The organism is Pseudomonas fluorescens group sp. PF-1 (assembly GCF_054481335.1).
Genome location: NZ_JBTMNG010000002.1, coordinates 3302466 through 3320914, shown reverse-complemented (window position 1 = coordinate 3320914; position 18449 = coordinate 3302466). Strand labels below are relative to the sequence as shown.

Below are 18449 nucleotides of genomic sequence, written 5' to 3'. Positions count from 1 at the left end.
ACTAAAGGGCTACAGCGTAAGTACGTTTATTAAATAACGCCAAATCGGGGACCCGTTTATTTATAGCCGATCAGAATATAGGCGCCTTGCTAAGAACACTTGGATTGAACGAAACCATTAATCCACAAGCGCTACTGGAATCGGACGTCAAAAATTTGCGGAAACCAAAATACGAACTAGCTTAAAAACTCAAAGCAATACCGGGTATTGCCGCTTGTTCTGTCCAAGCCCTCTGGATAAGGCCTTTCCGGAGAAATCACTATGCCAATGAAATGAGCATAAGTCCTTCAAATTACAATGGAATGTACCCATGTACTGATCTAAGTCAGATGATTGAATTGCTAACAGAACTAATCTGTTGTCTCTTTTCTCCTGCATTGGAGTCATGCAATGTCTGAATCCCCCGGAAAACTGAAACTTGGCGCACTGGTTGCCCTGGTCGTCGGCTCGATGATTGGTGGCGGCATTTTCTCTTTGCCACAAAACATGGCCGTCAGTGCTGACGTCGGCGCCATTCTGATTGGTTGGGCAATTACCGCCGTGGGCATGTTGACCCTGGCCTTCGTGTTCCAGACCCTGGCCAACCGAAAGCCTGATCTGGACGCCGGGGTTTACGCGTATGCCAAGGCCGGTTTTGGCGACTACATGGGTTTCTCGTCCGCTTGGGGATACTGGATCAGTGCCTGGCTGGGCAACGTCGGTTACTTCGTTCTGTTGTTCAGCACGCTGGGGTATTTTTTCCCGATCTTTGGTGAAGGCAATACCGTGGCCGCCGTCATCGGCGCGTCAGTGCTGCTGTGGGCCGTGCATTTCCTCGTGTTGCAGGGGATCAAGGAAGCGGCGTTCATCAACCTGGTGACCACAGTCGCCAAGGTCGTGCCGCTGATGCTGTTCATGTTGATTACCTTGTTCGCCTTCAAACTGGACATCTTTACCGCTGACATCTGGGGCCTGAAAAACCCCGACCTGGGCAGTGTGATGAACCAGGTGCGCAACATGATGCTGGTCACCGTGTGGGTGTTCATCGGCATCGAAGGCGCGAGCATTTTCTCGGCGCGGGCGGAAAAACGCACCGATGTGGGTAAAGCCACCGTGATCGGTTTCATCACCGTGCTGCTGTTCCTGGTGCTGGTGAACGTACTGTCGCTGGGCGTCATGACCCAACCGGAACTGGCCAAGCTGCAGAACCCGTCGATGGCCGCCGTGCTGGAACACGTGGTGGGCCATTGGGGCGCGGTGCTGATCAGCGTCGGCCTGGTCATCTCGCTGCTCGGTGCATTGCTGTCATGGGTGCTGCTGTGCGCGGAAATCATGTTTGCCGCGGCCAAGGACCACACCATGCCGGCGTTCCTGCGCAAGGAAAACGCCAAGCATGTACCGGTCAACGCCCTGTGGCTGACCAACGCCATGGTGCAACTGTTCCTGATCATCACCCTGTTCTCGGCCAGTACTTACCTGTCACTGATCTACCTGGCAACCTCGATGATTCTGGTGCCGTACCTGTGGTCGGCGGCCTATGCGCTGCTGTTGGCGGTACGCGGTGAGACTTATGAAAACGCGGCGGCCGAGCGCCGCAAAGACCTGCTCATCGGTGCCGTCGCCCTGATTTACGCGATCTGGCTGATCTACGCCGGCGGCGTCAAATACCTGCTGCTGTCCGCCCTGCTCTATGCCCCCGGCGTGATTCTGTTCGCCAAGGCCAAGATGGAACTCAAAAAACCGGTTTTCACCAACGTCGAGAAGCTGATTTTCGCAGCCGTCGTCGTAGGCGCCCTGGTGGCGGCCTATGGGCTGTATGACGGCTTCCTGACCATGTAATAGCTGAATAATTGTCATCTGGAGGATCACGGTAATGACCACGGAAAAAGTTAAGTACGGCGTCCATTCCGAAGCCGGCAAGCTGCGCAAAGTCATGGTTTGCTCCCCCGGCCTGGCCCATCAGCGGCTGACCCCGAACAACTGTGACGAACTGCTTTTCGATGATGTGTTGTGGGTGGCACAAGCCAAGCGCGACCATTTTGACTTCGTCACCAAAATGCGAGAGCGCAACGTTGATGTGCTGGAAATGCACAACCTGTTGACCGACATCGTTGCCATTCCCGAAGCCCTGGACTGGATTCTGGAACGCAAGGTCACCGCCAATTCGGTCGGCCTGGGCCTGATCAATGAAACAAGCTCTTGGCTGCGCAGCCTGGAACCGCGCAAAATCGCCGAGTTCCTGATCGGCGGCGTGTCGGCCGATGACCTGCCGGACAGCTTCGGTGGCAAGACCATCCAGATGTTCCGCGACTTCCTCGGCCACTCCAGCTTCATTCTGCCGCCACTGCCCAACACCCAATTCACCCGCGATACCACCTGCTGGATCTACGGTGGCGTGACGCTCAACCCGATGTACTGGCCGGCGCGCCGTCAGGAAACGCTGCTGACGACCGCCATCTACAAATTCCACCCGGAGTTCACTAACGCCGACTTCCAGATCTGGTACGGCGATCCTGACCAGGAACACGGCAGCTCCACCCTTGAAGGCGGCGACGTCATGCCAATCGGCAACGGCGTGGTCTTGATCGGCATGGGTGAGCGCTCCTCCCGTCAGGCCATTGGCCAACTGGCGCTCAATCTGTTCAAGAACAAAGCCGTCGAGAAAGTGATCGTCGCCGGCCTGCCAAAATCCCGTGCAGCGATGCACCTGGACACGGTGTTCAGCTTCTGCGACCGCGACCTGGTGACCATCTTCCCGGAAGTGGTGAACCAGATCGTGGCCTTCACCCTGCGCCCGGACGAAAGCAAACAAGGCGGCATCGACATTCGTCGCGAAGAAACCAACTTCCTCGACACCGTGGCCAAGGCCCTCAATCTGAAAGCACTGCGCGTCGTGGAAACCGGCGGCAACAGCTTCGCCGCCGAGCGCGAACAGTGGGACGACGGTAACAACGTGGTCGCCATGGAACCCGGCGTGGTCATCGGCTATGACCGCAACACCTACACCAACACCCTGCTGCGCAAGGCCGGGGTCGAGGTCATCACCATCAGCGCCGGCGAACTCGGCCGCGGCCGTGGCGGTGGCCACTGCATGACCTGCCCGATCATCCGCGACCCGATCGACTACTAACCTATAGACCTCGGTCCGTACTTACCGAGTGCGGACCAAGGGGATAACCGACACCCTGGAGATCCAAAATGGCGTTCAACATCCATAACCGCAATCTGCTGAGCCTGGAACATCACACCCCTCGCGAATTGCGCTATCTGCTCGACCTGTCTCGCGACCTCAAGCGGGCCAAATACACCGGCACGGAACAGCAACACCTCAAGGGCAACAACATTGCGCTGATCTTCGAAAAGACCTCGACCCGCACCCGCTGCGCCTTCGAAGTCGCTGCTTATGATCAGGGCGCCAATGTCACCTACATCGATCCCAACTCTTCGCAGATCGGCCACAAGGAAAGCATGAAGGACACCGCCCGGGTGCTCGGGCGCATGTACGACGCCATCGAATACCGTGGCTTCAAACAGGAAATCGTCGAAGAGCTGGCCAAGTTTGCCGGCGTCCCGGTGTTCAACGGCCTGACCGATGAATATCACCCGACGCAAATGATCGCCGACGTGCTGACCATGCGTGAACACGCCGACAAGCCGATCCATGAAATCAGCTACGCCTACCTCGGGGATGCGCGTAACAACATGGGCAACTCACTGCTGCTGGTGGGTGCCAAGCTCGGTATGGACGTGCGCATTTGCGCGCCAAAAGCCCTGTGGCCGGCGGACGACCTGGTGGGTCGCTGCAAAAAATACGCGGAAGAAAGCGGTGCCCGCATCACCCTGACCGAGGACCCGAAAGCCGCTGTCAAAGGCGTGGACTTCATCCACACCGACGTTTGGGTGTCCATGGGCGAACCGGTCGAAGCCTGGGCCGAACGCATCAAGCAACTGCTGCCGTATCAGGTCAATGCCGAACTGATGAAAGCCACCGGCAACCCGCGCACCAAGTTCATGCATTGCCTGCCCGCGTTCCACAACAGCGATACCAAGGTCGGCAAGCAGATTGCCGAACAGTATCCGCACCTGGCCAACGGCATAGAAGTGACGGACGACGTGTTTGAGTCACCGGCCTGCATCGCCTTCGAGCAAGCGGAAAACCGCATGCACACCATCAAGGCGATTCTGGTGTCGACTCTGGCTGATCTGTAACAGCTGACTCGGCTCCTTGTGGGAGCTGGCTTGCCGGCTCCCACAAGGAGATCGGGTCGCCCGCTTACTTCTCTTTTTGAAGGACATGCACCATGCGAATCGTCGTTGCTCTGGGCGGTAACGCCCTGCTTCGCCGGGGTGAACCGATGACCGCTGACAATCAGCGCGCCAACATCCGGGTCGCCACCGAACAGATCGCCAAGATCCACCCCGGCAACCAACTGGTCATCGCCCACGGCAATGGCCCTCAAGTTGGCCTGCTGTCGCTGCAAGCGGCGGCCTACACTTCGGTGTCGCCTTACCCGCTGGACGTGCTGGGTGCCGAAACCGAAGGCATGATCGGCTACATCATCGAACAGGAACTGGGTAACCTGCTGGACTTCGAAGTGCCCTTCGCCACGCTGCTGACTCAGGTCGAAGTGGACGCCAATGACCCGGCGTTCCAGAAGCCCAGCAAACCCATTGGCCCGGTGTACACCAAGGCCGAAGCGGAAAAACTTGCCGCCGAAAAAGGCTGGGCCATCGCTCCGGACGGCGACAAATTCCGCCGCGTGGTTGCCAGCCCCAGACCGAAGCGTATCTTCGAAATCCGCCCGATCAAGTGGCTGCTGGAGAAAGGCAGCATCGTGATCTGTGCCGGCGGTGGCGGTATTCCGACCCTGTACACGGCGCCCGGAAAACTCGAAGGCGTCGAAGCGGTGATCGACAAAGACCTTTGCTCGGCGCTGCTGGCCGAACAGCTGGAAAGCGATCTGCTGGTGATCGCTACAGACGTCAACGCGGCGTTTATCGACTATGGCAAACCGACCCAGAAAGCCATCGCCCAGGCGCACCCCGACGAACTGGAGCGTCTGGGCTTTGCCGCCGGGTCCATGGGGCCAAAAGTGCAGGCAGCCTGCGAGTTTGCCCGCCATACTGGAAAGGTCGCGGTGATTGGCTCACTCTCGGACATCGAAGCGATCGTCCAGGGCAAGGCCGGCACCCGCGTCAGTACGGCGACACCCGGCATCAGCTATCGATAAACGTTAAGTCGCGGGCCGGCAGCAGGCCTGCCCGCCTTCAAGGCCTGTTTGCAGGAGAGATGACAATGGCTAAGTTCGAGCCCGGTCACTTACACATCGAGCGTCACGCGCTGACCAGCGACGACGTCAGCTACAACGTGTACATCGACTATGAAGTCACTCAGGACCCCAGGGAAGGCAAGGGGATGCAGTTCAAAATGCACGGCACCATTCAGGGCAGGGAGTTCGACGAGACGTTCTATCTGCCCAAGGACCAGGCCTACAACTTCGCCAGCAACGTCACGAAAATCGCGGAGAAGTACGGCATTCCCAAGACCCACAGCCAGATCGGCTCGATCCACAAGCATTACGACCTCATGTTCGAGGATGTACGGGTGCAGCTGAACATGCAGTCAGGGGACCCGGTCAAACCCGAACATCTGGAGTGACCCACCGCCCTTGTAGGAGCGAGCCGGCTCCGGGCGGCGTTCCGACGATGAACTCGAAGACACCACGGGGTGTCAGGTTCCCCGCGTTTTCGTTGACCACCATCGCGAGCAGGCTCGCTCCTGCAAGGGCACATCGTCGGCTATTGGCTCAATTCCTGTTCACGGATCAGCCGCTTGTTGATCTTCCCGACACTGGTCTTGGGTATGTCGGCCACCAGCCTGATCTGCCGGGGGATCGCCCATTTGTTGATGCGGCCACTCTCGACATACCGATGCAGATGAGCCACCAGCATTTCAGCCGTGATGCCTTCTGACACCACCAGCGCCACCGGTCGTTCACCCCACTGCGGGTCCGGAACGCCCACGACCGCAACCGAGCTGACCGCCGGGTGTTCGCTGATCAGGCTCTCCAGTTCCAGCGAGCTGATCCACTCCCCGCCCGTCTTGATCACGTCTTTGATTCGGTCCTTGATTTCCACGACGCCCATGGGGTCGATAGAGCCAATGTCACCGGTATGCATCCAGCCGTTTTCCCACAGCTGCGCGCCTTGCTCGGGTGCGTTCAGGTAGCCCTGGGTCAACCAGGGCGCACGCACCACGATCTCGCCGAGCGCCTCGCCATCCTGCACCACCTCGTTGCCGCTGGCATCGATGATGCGCAAGTCGACCATCGGCACCGCCACCCCGGTCTTGATCCGAGCGGCCACCTGGTCTGGCGCCGGTTGTTCCAGCTCGGCCTCACTCAGGTGCGTCAGGCACAGCAACGGACAGGTCTCGGACATCCCGTAGCCGCTGTGCACCCGCATGCCCCGTGCGGTGGCCTGGGCGGCCAGGCCATGGGTCAAGGCGCTGCCGCCCAGGAGCATTTTCCAGCCGCGAAAGTCAGTCGCGGCGGCTTCGTCGCAACCCAGGATCATTTGCAGGATCGTTGGCACGCAATGGGAAAAACTGACCTTCTCTTCGCGGTACAACCTGACCAGGCTATTGGGCTCATAGCGCCCGGGATAAACCTGCTTGATCCCCATTAATGTCGCGACATAGGGCACGCCCCAGGCATGCACATGGAACATCGGCGTGATTGGCATGTAGACATCGTCGGAGCGCAACAATGGCAAACCCTGATACACGCCGAGGGTGCCGACGGCATTGAGCGTGTGCAAGACCAACTGGCGATGGGAAAAGTAAACGCCCTTGGGGTCGCCCGTCGTGCCGGTGGTGTAGAACAGCGTGGCGACCGAATGCTCATCGAAATCGGGGAAATCGAAGCGCGGTTCAGCCTGCGCCAACAGACGTTCATATTCCCCCAGCACCGGCAACCCAGTCGACGGCGCGTCCTGATCGGTGAGCTGAATGTAGCCTTTGACGGTTGTCAGCTGATCGTGGACCTGTTCCATCAGTGGCAGAAAATCGTCATGCACCAGCACCAGATCATCTTCGGCGTGGTTCATGGTGTAGAGAACCTGCTCCGCAGACAGACGGATATTCACCGTGTGCAACACCGCGCCAAGCATGGGCACGGCGAAAAAACACTCCAGATACCGATGGCTGTCCCAATCCAGCAGGGCCACGGTATCACCGGCCTTGACGCCCGCTTGCGTGAGCGCGTTGGCCAATCGCTGGATGCGCTCATTCAGTGTCCGGTAGCTGTAGCGCAGCTTGTCCGCGTAGACAATTTCCTGATCGGGCGCATAGCGTGCGCCCGAGAGCAACAGACTCTTGATCAACAAGGGGTAGCTATAAGCGCCTGGTGCGGGGGCGAGTATTTTTGTTTTCACCACGGTGAAGTCTTCCTGATGCGGTTGATTGGAGATCATCTCCGGTTCACGGGGTCAGAACTGATCGGCGTCGAGCAAGTACAGTGAATCGCTACCGGCCTTGACCGACGCGGCCAGCGACTGAACGCGCGGCAGCAGGCGGGCGAAGTAGAACCGCGCCGTGCCCAGTTTGCTGGCGTAGAAGTCGTCCTGCGCTTCCCTGCTCACCGAAGCCTTGGCCATCAACGCCCACATGTAGGCGTAGGCGGTGTAGCCGAAGGCGTGCAGGTACTCGACCGACGCCGCGCCGATTTCGTTGGGGTTGTTTTTCGAACGGTCGAGCAGCCATGCCGTGAGTTCGTCGAGGTTGTCCAGGGCAATGTTCAACGGTCTGGTGAACTCCGCGAGGTCGGCGCAAGCGGTGGCGGTGAAATGGCGAATCTCGTCAGCGAACAGTTTGTACAGCTCACCGCCAGTGCCCACCACTTTGCGTCCAACCAGGTCCAGCGCCTGAATGCCGTTGGTGCCTTCGTAGATCTGGGTGATGCGCACGTCGCGCACCAGTTGCTCCTGGCCCCATTCGCGGATGTAACCGTGGCCGCCGAAGATCTGCTGGCCATGAATCGTGGTCTCCAGCCCCATGTCGGTGAGGAACGCCTTGGCCACCGGGGTCAGCAACGCCACCAGACCTTCCGCGCGCTGGCGGGTTGCGGTGTCTTCGCTGAACCTGGCGGTGTCCAGTTGCATGGCCACGTACGTCGAGAAGGCGCGCCCGCCTTCGTTTGCGGCTTTCATGGTCAGCAGCATGCGCCGCACGTCCGGGTGGACGATGATCGGGTCGGCCACGGTGTCCTTGCTCTGCGCGCCGCTCGGCGAACGGCTTTGCAGACGATCACGGGCGTATTCAACGGCGTTCTGATACGAACGCTCACCCGTGGCCAGGCCTTGAATGCCGACACCCAGACGCTCGTAGTTCATCATGGTGAACATCGCCGCCAGGCCCCTGTTCGGTGCATCGACGATCCAGCCGGTGGCGCCGTCAAAGTTCATCACACAGGTGGCGGAGGCCTTGATCCCCATCTTGTGTTCGATCGAACCACAGGACAGCGCGTTTCGCGGCCCCAGGCTGCCATCGGCATTGACCATGAACTTCGGCACCAGAAACAGCGAAATGCCCTTCGGCCCCGCCGGGGCATCCGGCAGTTTGGCCAGCACCAGGTGAATGATGTTTTCGGTCAGGTCTTGCTCGCCACCGGTGATGAAGATCTTGGTGCCGCTGACCTTGTAGGAGCCGTCGGCCTGAGGCTCGGCCTTGGTGCGGATGATGCCCAGGTCGGTGCCCGCGTGCGGTTCGGTCAGGCACATCGATCCGGCCCAGATGCCGGCGTACAGGTTCGGCAGGAAGGCGGATTTCAGTTCTTCGCTGGCATGGGCCTTGATCGCCAGACAGGCCCCAGCGGTGAGCATCGGATACAGACCGAAAGACAGATTGGCACCGTTGACCATTTCCTCGACCTGCGCACCGATCACCTTGGGCATGCCCATGCCGCCGTAGGCCGGGTCACCACCGACACCGCCCCAGCCGCCTTCGGCAAAGGCGCGATAGGCCTGCGCAAAACCGTCAGGGGTGGACACTTCGCCGTTGTTCCAGGCGCAACCCTGCTCGTCGCCACTGCGACTGAGCGGTGCGATCAGTTCTGCACTGATCTTGCCGGCTTCTTCAAGGATCGCATTGGCGGTTTCTTCATCCACCACCTCGGCCAGCGCCGGCATCGCCGCCCACAGGCGGGAGACTTTGAAAACTTCATTGAGTACGAACCGGATATCGCGCAGGGGCGCTTTGTAGTCAGCCATATTTGAAATACTCAGGCAATGTCAGGGCATTCAACATGCCCTGGTCAATGGAAGTGCGAAGGGTTAATGGTTTGCGCCCACAAGCTCAGCCGTGCGTTCGCTGGTGCTTGCGGGTACGGGGGTGATGTTGCGCAGCAGGAAACAGGACAGCGCCGGGATCAGGATCAAGGCGCCGAGCATGTTCCAGATGAACATGAAGGTCAGCAGGATGCCCATGTCGGCCTGGAACTTGATCGGCGACCAGGCCCAGCACACCACACCTGCCGCCAGGGTGATGCCGACCAGCCCCACCACCCGGCCAGTGAAGGACACGGCATTACGGTAGGCCTGTGCCAACGGCATGCCCTGGCGCTGGTAGTGCAACTGCACACTGAGCAAATACAGCGCGTAGTCGACGCCGATCCCGACCCCCAGCGCGATCACCGGCAGCGTCGCGACCTTGACGCCGATCCCCATGATGACCATCAACGCCTCGCAGAGAATCGACGTCAGCACCAGCGGCAACAGCGCCACCAGCGTGGCACGCCAGCTGCGGAAGGTGATCAGGCAGAACAGCGTCACTGCTGCATAGACGTACAGCAGCATCGTGTGGTTGGCCTCGCGCACGACGATATTGGTCGCCGCTTCGATACCGGCGGTGCCGGCAGCCAGCAGGAACTGGCGGTCCGGGGTGCTGTTTTCCCGGGCGAACTTGTCGGCGATGGCGACCACCGCGTCCAGCGTCTCGGCCTTGTGGTCCTTGAGGAAAGCGATCACCGGCATCACCGAACAGTCGGTGTTGAACAGTTCCGGGGCATTGACCGAAGCCTGTTGCGCGGCATAGTTCAGCACGTTCTGGTTGCGCTGGATGCTGTTGAGCTTGGGATTGCCCTCGAACGATCCGGCGGTGATCTGCCGGACCGCGTTGACCAGCGAAGAGGTCGCTTGCACACCGGGGTATTGCTGCAGCGCCCAGGCCAGGCGGTCGGCCAGAATCAGCGTCTGATAATTGAGGCAACCTTCGGGTGCGGTCTTGATCATCACCGCGAACAGATCACTGGACAGCGCATAGTGGCTGGTGATGTAGGCGTTATCGCGGTTATAGCGCGAGTCGGCGCGCAGCTCCGGGGCGCCGCTGTCGAGGTCGCCGATCTGCAGGTGCTGACTGACCATGAAGCCCGCGATGCCCAGCGCCACGGCACCGAGCACGATGCCCGTGGCCCACTTGCGCGTGGTGAAGCGGTCGAGAAAATCCCACAGTTTGCCGAAGCCACGGCTTTCGTCGGCGCGGGTGTCGATCTTCAACGCGCGCTCGGCGGCCTTGCGCCCGACACCGATGTAGGACAGCGCCACCGGCATCAGTAGCAGCGAGGTGAAGATCAACACGGCCACGCCGATGCTGGCGGTGATGGCCAGGTCCTGGATCACCGGAATGTCGATCAGCATCAGCACCGCGAAACCCACCGCGTCAGCCAGCAACGCGGTGACCCCGGCAATGAACAAACGGCGGAAGGTGTAGCGCGCCGCGATCAGTTTATGGGTGCCACGGGCGATGTCCTGCATGATGCCGTTCATCTTCTGCGCCGCGTGGGAGACACCGATGGCGAAGATCAGGAACGGCACCAGCACCGAGTACGGATCGATGGCATAGCCCAGCCAGGCGACAATGCCCAATTGCCAGACCACCGCCGTCAGCGAACAGAAGATCACCAGCAGCGTGCTGCGCAGGCAGCGGGTGTAGAGGTAAATGATGACGAACGAGGTGACCACGGCCAGGCCGAAGAACATCATCACCTGGATCAGACCGTCGATCAGGTCGCCGATCAACTTGGCAAAACCAATCACGCGGACCTTGTATTTGCCCTTGCCCTCCTCCCCGGCCTTGCGGGCCTTGCTGTCGCCGGCAAACTCGATCTTGTCACGCAGCTGTTGTTCGAGCAGCTGCGCGAACGGGTAGTAATTGATGCCGTGACCGGTCGCCGAGGCTTTGTCCAGCAGCGGCACGATCAACATGGTCGATTTGAAATCGCTGGCCACCAGGCTGCCGACGATGCCGGCGCGGTTGATGTTCTGGCGCAGCTGTTCGATGTCTGCGGGCGAACCCTGGTACGCATCGGGCATCACCGGGCCGCCCTGGAAGCCTTCCTCGGTGACTTCATTCCAGCGTACCGAAGGGCTCCACAAGGACTTCATCCAGGCGCGGTCGACGCCTTCGGTGAGGAACAGGTCGTCGTTGACCTGCTTGAGCACGGCCAGATAGTCGGGGTCGAAGATGTCGCCCTGGGTGTTTTCCACCACCACCCGCACCGAGCTGCCCAGGCCGCGCAACGATTGGCGGTTCTCGAGGAAGTTCTGAATGTAGGGCTGGCTCTGCGGAATCATTTTTTCGAAGCTGGGGCGCAGCTCCAGGCGAGTGGCCGCCATGTAGCCCAGCACCAGGGTGATCAAGGCCATGACCAGCATGAACAGCGGACGGTAGTTGAAGACCCAGCGCTCCAGGCGGTTGCCGGAGTTCCGATCGAAGTCACGCATGTGGCGGATCACCGGCATGGTGTCTTGCTTGAGGTTGCCCATGTCAGGGTTCTCGCTCTAGTGAATCCAGTTCTTATTTGACGTCGAGTGCGCGCACGCCACGGCTGCCGACCAATACCAGCCCGCCGTTGGGAGCTGTGATCGCGCCGGCGGCCGGCGACATGTCTTTTCGGGGCTGCGGCTGGAGGCGCGCGCCATCGTCGGTGCTAACCAATAACTGTCCTGCCTGGCTCAACAATCGGTAGTGCCCTTCGGCATCCAGAGTGGCCGCCGTGAGGCTGACTTGCAGGCCGGTACTGAGCGCCGTCCAGCTGGCGCCACCGTCGACGCTGCGGAACACGTGCCCGCGCAGGCCATACACCAGCACTTCGCCGGGCTTGCCGATCACACCGAAAAAGCTGCCCTGGTAGGGCGAATCCAGCGCCACGAAACGCTGCTTGGGTTCATCCCATTTGAGCAGCAGCCCCTGTTCGCCAACGATGAACAGCCCGTCCCCGGTGGAGGCGATGGCGTTGAGGTGCAGACTTTGCGGGTTATCGGTGCGGTCCTGAAACGGTGTCCAGTGCTGACCGCCATCCTCGGTACGCAGAATCAGATTGAACACGCCCACCACATAGCCGACTTTTTCATTGGCGAACCAGACGTCGAGCAGCGGCTTGTCGGCGCCCTCCTCGACCAGCCGCTGACCATCCGCGGCCAGCTGCGCCCATTGTTCGTTGGCCGGTTCGGCACTGGCCAGCGCACTGTAATGCTTGACCAGCAAGGCACCGATCTGGCGGCCGTCCAGTTGCTTGTTCCAGGTCGCGCCGGCATCGCTGCTGTGCAGGACCACGCCGTCGTTGCCAACCGCCCAGCCCTGGGTGGGCGAAGGGAAGCTCACGGCGTTGAGGTCGGCGCTGACCGGCACGGCGGCCTGCTGCCAGGCGTTGCCACTGTCATCGGAGTAGAGAATGTGGCCTCGCTGCCCGACCGCGACCGTTCGTTCACCCGCACGGGCCGCGCCGAGCAACGGGCTGTGCGCGGCCAGGGCGCTGGGCCTGGCTGGCAGGTCCAGCACGTCGACGTAACCGGCCGCCAGGGTGAAGCCCTGTAGCGCAGCCAGTGTGGCGCCCAGCGCCCACTGCAGGTACTTCTTGTACGAACACATACTGCGTCCTCTTGGAAAGACCGCGCCGGGCGCACCTCATGCGCACCCGGCGTCGAACAAGGCGCTTAGCGAATGCCGGCGCCTGCCAGGGACTCCGGCGACCACTGCGCCTTGGACAGCGAGTCGATGTAGCGGATACCGCCGTAAGGCCCGACCACACCGTTGATGTTGTAGGAACCGCCGACCAGGTCGTAGATCATGAAGGGCGTGGAGTCCGGCACTTGCTTGTCATAGCTCTGGCTGAGGAAGGCAAAGGAGCCACGGTAGAGCTGACCCCGTGCGTCGTATTGGTCGGAGGCCAGAGCGGCCCAGCTGTCTTCATCCAGGTAGAAGCGACGCTTCTGGTAGACATGGCGTGCGCCGGCCTTGAGGTTGCCCTCGACCACCCACACGCGGTGTTTCTCCCAGCGCACGAAATCGGGGGCCAGGTGGTTCGGCGTGGTCAGGCTTTTCGGGTCCTGGGCGTAGGTCAGCTTGTAGGTGTTGTACGGCACGATCATTTCCTGCTTGCCGACCAGCTTCCAGTCGTAGCGATCCAGCGCGCCGTTGAACACGAACACGTCGTCGTAAGTACCGGCGCCGGCGGTACCCGGGTTCGGCGTGTCGTAGGCCAGGTTCGGTGCCAGCTTGACGCGACGCTGGCCCGGCAGGTACTGCCAGGCGCGGCGCGGCTGCTGCAGCGGGTTGGCGGCGTCCTTGAGCATGATCGACTCACCGGCGCGGCGTGCCGGCCCGGTGTAATACAGCTTCATCTGGTAGTACACGTCGGCACTGCTGATGGTCTGCGCCAGGTTTTCGTAGATCGGGTACGTGATGAACGCCTGCCCGGTGGTCGCCAGGCTCGGTACACCGGCCGAGTCGACGTTCCAGGAGTCGTACTTGGAGTTGATGTTGACGCCCTGATAACGCAGCAGGAAGTTCCACATCGCCTCGCTGCCCGATTGCGGGATCGGGAACGGCACGCCCGGCAAGACGTTGTCGATGGCCAGGCCGCCTTCAAGGGACTTGGCGCCGCTGGCGTTCTTCACGCTGTTGTCCAGCACCGCCTGGGGCAATGCAACGGTGCGGTGGGTCGGGTAGACATCGACACGGAAGGTCGGGAAACGCTTGGCCAGCTCCACGGTGGTGGCAGTGAGCATGCCTTTGTACTGATCAACGTTTTTGCCGTCGATGACCAGTACCGGCTTTTCACTGGCGAAGGGGTCCGGGCGCATGCTGTCGCCTGCCTTGAAGCTGGCCGGGGCCGTGGTCAGCCCGCCGGCATAGGCGGGAATGGCACCATCGGCGCTGGCGGCCTTTTCGGCCCCCACCAGGGTCAGGCTGCTGCCCAGTTTGGCGGCCTCCTGAGTCGAAACGGCGGCCTGCGCCTGGGCGCCAATGGCCATGACCAGGGAAGCGGCCAGCAAGGTTTGCACGAATTTCATGGGTCATACTCCTGCTTAGTGACTAAGCATTGGGTGAATCAAAAGGTGGTTTTCAGCGTCAGGTACAGGGCGCCACGGTCTTCGGTGGTCGCGCCGCCACCCGAGAAGGCTGAATAGCCACCGGCGTAGCACGCATAGTTTTCGTTACCGCTGAAGGCGTTCGGCGTGGAGCCGTCGCCGCTTCCGGCATTGGCAGCGCCGGTGCTGTTGCCGCTGACATTGCACTTGTCGGCCTTGCCGAAGGAGTCCACGTACTTGAGGTCGACGAAGTACTTGTTGTAAACCGCGGCACCGAAGCCGAACGCGTAGTTGCCGGTGTCCTTGGCGCCGCCGCCGGAGACCGGGGACACGCCAGCGAGGCCGACGTTGACCGACATCGGCAGAGTCATGTCGACGCCCGGAAACACCTGATACCAGGTCGGGGTGAAGTTGACGGCAATGCCCCAGTTGTCGCGGGTCGGCGCATCGATACCGCGATAGGTGCTCTTGCCTTTGTAGAGCGCCTCGTTCTTGCTATCGAGCTTGAGCAGGTTGCTGTAATACAGCTCGGCGAGCAGGGTCGCCGAATCGTATACCGGCGTTTTCGGCAGGCTCATCAGACCGTTGAGTGTCCAGTGCAGCGTGTCACCGGTGGCGCTCATGCTGTCGCCATCGTGCGGGGTGTCATAGACCACGCCGCTGGCCGCCGAACGCGCCGGCAACAGGCCAAGACCCTGCCCCAGTCCGAGCGGGCTGCTGCTGCTGACGATCGCCGGAATACTGGCCAGGGGCATGTTGTGCCGGATGTTCAGGTCACTGCCGACGCTGATGCCGCAGATGTCCTTGGACAGGCTCAAGCCGAAGATGTCGATCTTGTCGGAATAGGCCAGTTGATAGGTGGCGGTGCTCAGGGAGTTCAGGGTATTGACCACCGCCGGCACCTGGCCCGCTGGCCGCGTACCGTTCGGGTTGACCGAGCTCACGCCTCGGGCGTCGAGCCAGGCTTGCGGCAAGATGTCCGACGTCTGGCGGTAGTAGAAGCCCAGCGTACCGTCCAGCCAGGCGGGCGACCATTTGGCCATGACGCCCCAATCGCCTGAATTGCGCGGCGTCAGATCATCCCCGCGGCGCACGTTGGTCAGGCCGTTGCAAGGCGCGATGCCACAACCGAGCGGGCTGCCCGGCGTCACGGAGTTGGTATTGCCCAGCAGGAACGACTGCGCGCCGAATCCCACCAAGTCGGAACCGCCATAGTAGGTCCCGGCCTCGGGCAAGCGCGCCGCATCCCAATCGAGGAAATACTGGGCGCCTACCGTCAATTCCGGATTGAGGGTGAAGGTCATCGAAAGCTGATTGCGAGGAACGAACAGTTCCTTGGCCTCGGTCCCCGGCGATGCGGCCAGCTTGGCCAGGTCCAGGCCGGACTGGCCGTAGCTGATCGAATGCACCGGGTTGAGGATGGTTTCACCCCAGAACACGTTGTGTTGCCCGGCCTTGACGCTGAACATCGATTCATCGCCCACTTCGGTGCTGTAGAACACGAAGGCGTCGAGGATTTCCCCGGAAGGTCCGTTGTAATAACGCTGGGCATAGTTGCTCAGGTGCGGGCTGCCGAAGCCGACGTTGTCGTTGGTAACCGCCGCCAGGCGCGGGTCATTGGCGACCAGGCCGGAAGTGCCGCCATTGCCGTTGACGAACGGGTTGGAATTGGAACCGGTGTTTTCATACGCCTTGTCGTACCAGCTCGCGGCACTGACCCGAAAGCCCATGCTCTGCTGGTAGACCACATCCATTTCGGTCAACAGATCGACGCGGTTGGTGATGTTGGTCCCGGCCTTGCGAAAGTTGTAATCGCCGTCGTTATTGTTGGGGGTCGCCAACATGCGCTTGTCGGCGCCTTCGGTGCGCACGCCGTAGTTGTACTTCACGGTGTTATCGAAACGCACCGACCAGTCAGGGTTGCCGGTATCCACCTCGACGGCGTGAGCGACCGGCATGGACGCCGCCAGAATGGCCAGGGCCAACAGACTGTGTCGCGAAGGAAGTGTGTGGCTGTGACTCTTATTGTTATGCATTACGTTGTCTCCGCCATGTTGTACTTGTTTTTTAAGCGCAGCTTTCCTTGCACAGGGCCTGCAGAGAGGCCTGCGTTTTCTCACGCGTTAGAGCAATTACCAGACGGATCGCGTCCGGTCAGGTGCCTGACTAGCGATCCAGTTCCAGAATCAGGGCTTCGGCTTGCGGCCAGTGGCCGAAGCCCGAAGCAGGATTGAGATGGCCGACCTCGCCGAGGTTGACCAGTTCGCTGCCCCAGTCGCGGGCCATGCGGGTGACGGCCTCGAGGCTGGCCAGGTGATCGTTGGTGCTGCCCGCCACGAGGCTGCGAAACGGCAGCGCACCGGCAGGCAGAGGGGCCCAGCCGTTGGCTTTGAGGGTTTCAGGGGACGGGTAGTTTGCCGGCCAGGTGGCATTGAGGTCCGGCGGTGCGGCCAGCAGAGCGCCCTTGATCGAGCCGCTGTGGCGGGCGGCCCAGTGGGCGACCATCAGCACGCCGGCGCTATGGGCGACGAGAATCACCTGGCCGTCGATTTGTTCCAGCTCATGCTGGATCGCCCGGACCCGGGCAGCGCAGTCGAGCTTGTCGGTCTGGAGGGGCGGTACACTGCGCACATTGCTTAAACGGGCCTCAAGCAGCGTTTGCCAATGCTCGGCAACGTGGTCACGCAGGCCCGGTACGATTAGAACGGTTGCGGCAGTTTGCAGTTTGTTCACTTGAACACCCTCACCTTCTCGGTAGCTCGCCTGGCTGTTTCGCCAGAATCTTTTTGTAGTACCGACATTAAAGAGCGCCCACCCGCTACGCTTTTCATTTGACGACACCGACTTTTCTTTTGATGACAGGACAAGGGCGCCTGATTGGTGGTCGTGTGGACGCGCAAAACATGGCTTCAAAAACTTTTCATTTCATGATGTGCTGGATATAGTCCGCCCCGCTCAACTCCATCGAGACGCTCCAGGGATGACCTCTTCATGACCAAGCTCGTTCGCGCCGCTGTCTTGACCAACTACCTGGATGTAGCCCATTACCTGGGGTTCAATCCGCATGATGTGCTGGCGCAGGTCGGCCTGAGCAAGGCCCGCCTGCTGGCCCCGGAACAACGCATTCCGATCGATTCCGCGGTGCGTCTGCTGGAGCTTTCGGCGACCGCCAGCGGTTGTCAGACCTTCGGCCTGAGCATGGCCGAGTCGCGTCAACTCTCGGACTTTGGCGTGGTCAGCCTGCTGCTCACGCACCAGCGGACGCTGCGTGATGCGTTGCAGGTGCTGGTGCATTACCGCCATCTCATGAACGACTCGTTGGCGATCTTCGTCGAGGAAGCGGGCAAGATGGTGATCATCCGTGAAGAGGTGGTCACCGAGTCTCCGATGTCCTGCCGGCAGGCCAATGAACTGGCCATCGGCGTGATGTTCCGTCTGTGCGCGGCGCTGCTGGGAACGCATTGGCATCCGTACAGCGTCAACTTCACCCACCAGGCCCCGGAAAACCTGCACCTGCATCGCCGCCTGTTCGGTTGCAACCTGGAGTTCGGCAGTGAGTTCAATGGCATTGTCTGCCCAGACGCCAGCCTCGACATGACCAATCCCCATGCCGACCCGGCCATGGCCCGTTACGCCCAAAGCTACCTGGATTCGCTACAGAGCCACGAAGGGCCGTCGATGCTGTTTGAGGTGCGCAAGGCCATTTACCTGCTGCTGCCGATGGGGCGCGCCACGATCGAGCAGATTGCCCAGACCCAGGGCATGAACGTACGGACCCTGCAACGTCGCCTCAAAGAGGATGGCTGCGCGTTCAACGACCTGATCAACGACGTGCGTCGCGACCTGGTGCTGCGCTATCTGGACAACCCCAATTACTCGCTGAGCCGAATCGCCGACATGCTCGGCTACTCCATGGCGAGCTCGTTCACGCGCTGGTTCATCAGCCAGTTCGACATGCCGCCAGCCGTTTGGCGCACCACCCATAAGCCTGGCAGTGCCAAGGCGCCGGCAGGCAGCAGCGTCCTTTCCGATCCAAAGAAGCCCTGAACACGCGCCGATCTTCCTGCAGGCAGCCTCCAAATAAAAAAACGACGACTGCTGGT

General features: G+C 60.9%; 13 protein-coding genes. 6 read left to right on the top strand and 7 right to left on the bottom strand.

What is annotated here, in order from left to right:
- Positions 1-390 precede the first annotated feature (390 nt).
- From arcD to ACX3YD_RS30040, 5 genes are all read left to right on the top strand, one after another.
- Positions 391-1818: an arginine-ornithine antiporter gene (gene arcD / locus ACX3YD_RS30060; protein WP_458961801.1), complete on the top strand. Its 1428-nt coding sequence runs from the start codon at positions 391-393 to the stop codon at positions 1816-1818.
- A gap of 34 nt (positions 1819-1852) precedes the next feature.
- Positions 1853-3109 (top strand): arginine deiminase, encoded by a 1257-nt coding sequence (gene arcA, locus ACX3YD_RS30055; RefSeq protein ID WP_103405494.1) that lies wholly within the window; start codon positions 1853-1855, stop codon positions 3107-3109.
- A 68-nt stretch (positions 3110-3177) separates the two neighbouring features.
- Positions 3178-4188: an ornithine carbamoyltransferase gene (locus ACX3YD_RS30050; RefSeq protein ID WP_090461679.1), complete on the top strand. Its 1011-nt coding sequence runs from the start codon at positions 3178-3180 to the stop codon at positions 4186-4188.
- A gap of 92 nt (positions 4189-4280) precedes the next feature.
- Entirely contained in the window at positions 4281-5210 is a 930-nt protein-coding gene (gene arcC / locus ACX3YD_RS30045) for a carbamate kinase (RefSeq protein WP_103405495.1), read from the top strand.
- A 65-nt stretch (positions 5211-5275) separates the two neighbouring features.
- Positions 5276-5638 (top strand): DUF5064 family protein, encoded by a 363-nt coding sequence (locus ACX3YD_RS30040; RefSeq protein WP_458961800.1) that lies wholly within the window; start codon positions 5276-5278, stop codon positions 5636-5638.
- Between the two features lie 140 nt (positions 5639-5778).
- On the opposite strand, the gene ACX3YD_RS30035 is transcribed toward ACX3YD_RS30040, so the two are convergent.
- The 7 genes from ACX3YD_RS30035 to ACX3YD_RS30005 all read right to left on the bottom strand — a co-directional run bounded on the left by ACX3YD_RS30035 (position 5779) and on the right by ACX3YD_RS30005 (position 17079).
- Positions 5779-7416 carry a fatty acid--CoA ligase gene (locus tag ACX3YD_RS30035; protein ID WP_103405535.1) on the bottom strand — a complete coding sequence of 546 codons (1638 nt, stop codon included), beginning with the start codon at positions 7414-7416 and terminating at the stop codon, positions 5779-5781.
- Between the two features lie 51 nt (positions 7417-7467).
- Positions 7468-9246, bottom strand: coding sequence for an acyl-CoA dehydrogenase C-terminal domain-containing protein (locus tag ACX3YD_RS30030; protein ID WP_458961799.1), 1779 nt, complete (start codon positions 9244-9246; stop codon positions 7468-7470).
- A 63-nt stretch (positions 9247-9309) separates the two neighbouring features.
- On the bottom strand, positions 9310-11799 hold the full coding sequence (locus tag ACX3YD_RS30025; RefSeq protein WP_103405498.1) for an efflux RND transporter permease subunit: 2490 nt from the start codon (positions 11797-11799) through the stop codon (positions 9310-9312).
- Positions 11800-11830: 31 nt separating this feature from the next.
- Positions 11831-12904 (bottom strand): WD40/YVTN/BNR-like repeat-containing protein, encoded by a 1074-nt coding sequence (locus tag ACX3YD_RS30020; protein WP_458961798.1) that lies wholly within the window; start codon positions 12902-12904, stop codon positions 11831-11833.
- 65 nt (positions 12905-12969) lie between these two features.
- Positions 12970-14328 carry a DUF1329 domain-containing protein gene (locus tag ACX3YD_RS30015; protein WP_047528900.1) on the bottom strand — a complete coding sequence of 453 codons (1359 nt, stop codon included), beginning with the start codon at positions 14326-14328 and terminating at the stop codon, positions 12970-12972.
- Positions 14329-14366: 38 nt separating this feature from the next.
- The gene (locus ACX3YD_RS30010) at positions 14367-16382 is read right to left on the bottom strand and encodes a DUF1302 domain-containing protein (RefSeq protein ID WP_458961797.1); all 2016 of its coding nucleotides are present in this window, start codon (positions 16380-16382) and stop codon (positions 14367-14369) included.
- A 130-nt stretch (positions 16383-16512) separates the two neighbouring features.
- On the bottom strand, positions 16513-17079 hold the full coding sequence (locus tag ACX3YD_RS30005; protein WP_458961796.1) for an RBBP9/YdeN family alpha/beta hydrolase: 567 nt from the start codon (positions 17077-17079) through the stop codon (positions 16513-16515).
- Between the two features lie 258 nt (positions 17080-17337).
- On the opposite strand from ACX3YD_RS30005, the gene ACX3YD_RS30000 reads away from it, so the two are divergent.
- Positions 17338-18393 carry an AraC family transcriptional regulator gene (locus ACX3YD_RS30000; protein WP_103405503.1) on the top strand — a complete coding sequence of 352 codons (1056 nt, stop codon included), beginning with the start codon at positions 17338-17340 and terminating at the stop codon, positions 18391-18393.
- Positions 18394-18449 lie beyond the last annotated feature (56 nt).

Coding starts and splice junctions, on each gene's coding strand:
- arcD (WP_458961801.1), top strand. CDS start 391: ATGTCTGAATCCCCCGGAAAACTGAAACTTGGCGCACTGGTTGCCCTG.
- arcA (WP_103405494.1), top strand. CDS start 1,853: ATGACCACGGAAAAAGTTAAGTACGGCGTCCATTCCGAAGCCGGCAAG.
- ACX3YD_RS30050 (WP_090461679.1), top strand. CDS start 3,178: ATGGCGTTCAACATCCATAACCGCAATCTGCTGAGCCTGGAACATCAC.
- arcC (WP_103405495.1), top strand. CDS start 4,281: ATGCGAATCGTCGTTGCTCTGGGCGGTAACGCCCTGCTTCGCCGGGGT.
- ACX3YD_RS30040 (WP_458961800.1), top strand. CDS start 5,276: ATGGCTAAGTTCGAGCCCGGTCACTTACACATCGAGCGTCACGCGCTG.
- ACX3YD_RS30030 (WP_458961799.1), bottom strand. CDS start 9,246: ATGGCTGACTACAAAGCGCCCCTGCGCGATATCCGGTTCGTACTCAAT.
- ACX3YD_RS30025 (WP_103405498.1), bottom strand. CDS start 11,799: ATGGGCAACCTCAAGCAAGACACCATGCCGGTGATCCGCCACATGCGT.
- ACX3YD_RS30020 (WP_458961798.1), bottom strand. CDS start 12,904: ATGTGTTCGTACAAGAAGTACCTGCAGTGGGCGCTGGGCGCCACACTG.
- ACX3YD_RS30015 (WP_047528900.1), bottom strand. CDS start 14,328: ATGAAATTCGTGCAAACCTTGCTGGCCGCTTCCCTGGTCATGGCCATT.
- ACX3YD_RS30010 (WP_458961797.1), bottom strand. CDS start 16,382: ATGCATAACAATAAGAGTCACAGCCACACACTTCCTTCGCGACACAGT.
- ACX3YD_RS30000 (WP_103405503.1), top strand. CDS start 17,338: ATGACCAAGCTCGTTCGCGCCGCTGTCTTGACCAACTACCTGGATGTA.